The 3,839-nt window shown below is 70.7% G+C and carries 2 protein-coding genes; one reads left to right on the top strand and one right to left on the bottom strand.

Features of this window, described 5'->3' with window-relative positions; genetic code table 11:
- Nucleotides 1–2,144 (top strand): S41 family peptidase (locus O3Q52_RS50215; RefSeq protein ID WP_269655105.1); only part of this gene is annotated, 2,144 nt, incomplete at its 5' end.
- Nucleotides 2,145–2,239: 95 nt separating this feature from the next.
- Here O3Q52_RS50215 and O3Q52_RS50210 read toward each other — a convergent pair.
- A partial coding sequence (locus O3Q52_RS50210; protein ID WP_269655104.1) for a PQQ-binding-like beta-propeller repeat protein occupies nucleotides 2,240–3,839 on the bottom strand: 1,600 nt, incomplete at its 5' end.

Raw genomic sequence — 3,839 nt, 5'->3', positions numbered from 1 at the left:
GGCCCCGTGCCCGAGCTGGAGCAACGCGGCCTCGGTCGTACGGCGCTGGACCTCGTGCGCCTCGTACGACACCGGTCACCGAGCTCATCCGGTCCATCAACGGGCCGGTGCGCGACCTGGCCTTCTCCCCGGACGGGGCGTGGCTGACCTGGTCGCACCCGGGCATCGGCCGCACCCTGCGCCAGATCAAGATGGCCAGGATCGAGGGGCCGGGCGCACGCACGATCGTCGACGTCACCAACGGCCGCTTCGAGGACGAGAACCCGGTCTTCACCCGGGACGGCCGCTTCCTCGCCTTCCTCTCCTGGCGCGGCTTCGACCCGGTGTACGACGTCCACACCGGCGACCTGTCCTTCCCGCTGGGCTGCCGCCCGTACCTCGTCCCCCTGTCCTCGGCGACCCCGTCCCCCTTCGCGCTGAACCCCGAGGGACGCCCGGCGGCCGGCGGTCTGGACCCGGTCGAGGACGACACCGGCGACGGCGCCACGGTGACCGTGGAGATCGAGGGCCTGGAGAGCCGGGTGACGCCCTTCCCGGTCACGGCGTCCAAGTACTCGGCGCTGTACCCGGTCGCGGGCGGCGGCCTGGTCTGGCTGCGCTGGCCGATCTCGGGCGCGCTCGGCGAGACGTTCGCGAACCCGGACGACACGAGCGGCCGTCCGACCCTGGAGTACTTCAACATCACCAAGGCGAAGAAGTCCGAACTCGTCGAGCACCTCGACTGGTTCGCGCTGAGCGGCGACGGCAGCCGGCTGGTCGTGGTCGACGAGGGCGACCTGCGCGCGGTTCCCTCCACGGAGTCCGGCGACGGCGACACGACCGTCTGGATCGACCTCCGCCGCATCCTCCACGAGGTGGACCCGGCCGCGGAGTGGCGCCAGGCGTACGCCGAGGCGGGCCGACTCATCCGCGCCTACTTCTGGGCCCCCGACATGTGCGGCATCGACTGGGACCGGATCCTGGAGCAGTACCGCCCGCTCGTCGAACGGGTCGCCTCCCCGGACGAGTTCGCCGACCTGCTCCGCGAGGTCCTGGGCGAACTGGGCACCTCGCACGCGTACGTCACCGCAGCCCGGCGCGACGAGGGCCCGCCCCACTACCAGCGGGCGCAGGGCCTGCTCGGCGCCAACTTCGTGCGGCGGGACGAAGGCTGGCTCGTCCAGCGCATCCTCCCCGGCGACTCCTCCGACTCCAAGGCCCGTTCCCCGCTGGCCGGTACGGGCATCCGCGAGGGCGCGGTCCTCACCCACGTGGACGGCCGCCCGGTGAACCCCGTCCCGGGCCCCTTCCCCCTCCTCGCGGGCGCGGGCGGCACGACGGTCGAGCTGACGTTCACCCCGGCGGAGGGCGGGGGCCGCTCGCGCCGGGTCGCGGTGGTCCCCCTGGTCGACGAACGCCCCCTGCGCTACCAGGACTGGGTCGCCAAACGCCGTGAGGTCGTACGGGAGTTGAGCGGCGGCCGCTGCGGCTATCTGCACATCCCGGACATGGGCGGCTCGGGCTGGGCCCAGTTCAACCGCGACCTGCGCATGGAGGTGTCGCGGCCCGCCCTCATCGTCGACGTACGCGGCAACGCCGGCGGCCACATCAGCGAGCTGGTCGTGGAGAAACTCACCCGCACGATCCTGGGCTGGGACCTCACCCGCAACGCCCAGCCGGTGTCGTACGCGTCCAACGCCCCGCGGGGCCCGGTGGTGGCCCTGGCCGACGAAATGACCTCGTCCGACGGCGACATGATCACGGCGGCGTTCAAACTCCTGAAGCTGGGCCCGGTGGTGGGCCAGCGCACCTGGGGCGGCGTCGTCGGCATGACCGGCCGCCACCGCCTCGGCGACGGCACCGTCATCACGGTCCCCATGAACGCCGCCTGGTTCGACGCGTACGGCTGGTCCATCGAGAACCAGGGCGTCATCCCCGACCTCGAAATCCTCCGCACCCCCCTCGACTGGGCAGAAGGCCGCCACGCCCAACTGGACGACGCAGTCCAACTGGCCCTGGACCTCCTCTCCCTACACCCCGCAGCAACCCCACCGACCTACGAGAACACCCCCACCAGAACCCGCCCTGAGGCGGGTCCTGCGGGGCGCCGAAACCGCCTCCCTGGGGCGGCTGGTTGGGCGGCGGGGGCGGCGGCTGACTCATGACGTGTGTACCTCGGATACGAAGGGGACGAAGGTCTGGTGGCCGTGGACGGGCCGGACGGGACGAGCGCGGAGGGCGTGCGGGAGAGCCGGCCGGGTCACTTGCCGAAGGCCAGCATGAGCTTCTCCTTGGACTCGTCGTTGCCCGTCAGGCGAGTGGTGGAGAGGTAGAAGCGCCCGTCCACGTAGTCGACGGCCTTCGAGAAGAAGCCGTCCTCGATGTCCGCGGTGCCCTGCGGGTTCTGCAGGAGCTTCTGAGGCGTGTGCGCGCTGCCGCCGGTCGGGATGGAGACGACCCGCCCGCCGGCGTCGTACGAGGGCTGCACGTAGGCGATCAGGTTCGTGCCGTCCAGCTTCATCGGCATCATCGCCTCGTCGGCCGGGGACTTGACCCGCCACTTCTCCTTGCCGCTCTCCAGGCTGATCGCGACGACCTCGTTGGCGCCGCTCTTCGCCTCGGTCGGCAGGTAGAGGGTGTTCGCGTCGGACGCCACTCCCCCGCAGCCCTGGAGGTCGCGCGAGAGGATCGCCCAGCCGCACTCGGGCGCGAACGACTCGTCGACGTCGACCTCCGAGCGGACCGAGCCGTCGTTCTTCAGCGTGGTGATGTTCCACTGCTTCTTGTCGGCGTTGGTGAGGTAGATGACGGCGGGGTCGACGGAGTAGGTCCGCTCCACGCGCCAGCCCTTGGGGAACTTCTTGGTCCACTTGGCCTTGCCGGTGGCCGGGTCGAGTTCCTGCACCTCGTCGTGCTCGTCGTCGCCGCCGGCCCCGCAGGACGAGACGGCGAGCAGCTTGGCGCCGCCGGTGAACGCCGACGGGAAGCAGGAGGCGCCGTACTTCTTCTTGTCGTAGAGCTTGTCGCCGCTGGTCACGTCGTAGCCGACGCCGGACATGGAGCGGCCGACCATCAGCGTGTCGCCGACGATGTTCAGGCTGAGGCTGAGGGCGCTGTCGAAGAGGTCACCTTCCGGGATCTCCTTCGTCCAGCCCTTCTTGCCGGTGGCGAGGTCGAGTTCGACGACCTGGTTGCACTCGGCGGTGTCCTTGGTGCCTTCCTTGTACGCCACGAAGACCTTGTCGGCGGACGTCTTCTGCGGGGACACCGCGCAGATCTTCTCCGGGAAGGAGACCGCGGGCCAGGCGACCTTGCCGTCGTCGACGTTGTAGGCGAAGACCTGCTTGTACGCGGCCTTCACGGCGACCTTGTCGGTGACCCACAGGCCGGGGGCGTCGGCGCCGGAACCGGGCGCGTCGGGCGCCTCCTTGTACCAGAGCACCTTCGACTCGCCCGCCTGGCGGCCCTCGTTGAGGTCCTCGGTGCCCGCGTTGCCGTCGCCGTCGCCGTCACCGGGGTTGACCGGGGCGCCGGATTCCGAGGCCTTGCTGTCCTGGCTCTTGTCGGCGACGGGCTTCTTCTTGGAGTCGTCACCGCTGCCGGAGACGGCCCACACGGTGCCGCCGATGACGAGCGCCGCGGCCAGCGCCGCCCCGATGATCACCGCGGGCTTCCCCTTGAAAGGGTTGCGCGAGCCACCGCCCGGCGGTGTCCCGGGCGCACCCGGGAACTGCGGCTGCTGTGGATAGCCGTATCCGGGCTGGCCGTACCCTACCGCTCGGGGCACCTCGTGGAGTTGGTCAAGAAGCTCACCACCCCTGTCCTCAACGTCGGCGAGGCATGGGCCGACCAGGCCATGG

This window comes from Streptomyces sp. ActVer, assembly GCF_027270795.1.
In the GTDB taxonomy this organism is placed as follows: domain Bacteria; phylum Actinomycetota; class Actinomycetes; order Streptomycetales; family Streptomycetaceae; genus Streptomyces; species Streptomyces umbrinus_A.
Note: the sequence above shows the minus strand (reverse complement) of the source record. Positions and strands in the feature narration are given on the sequence as shown.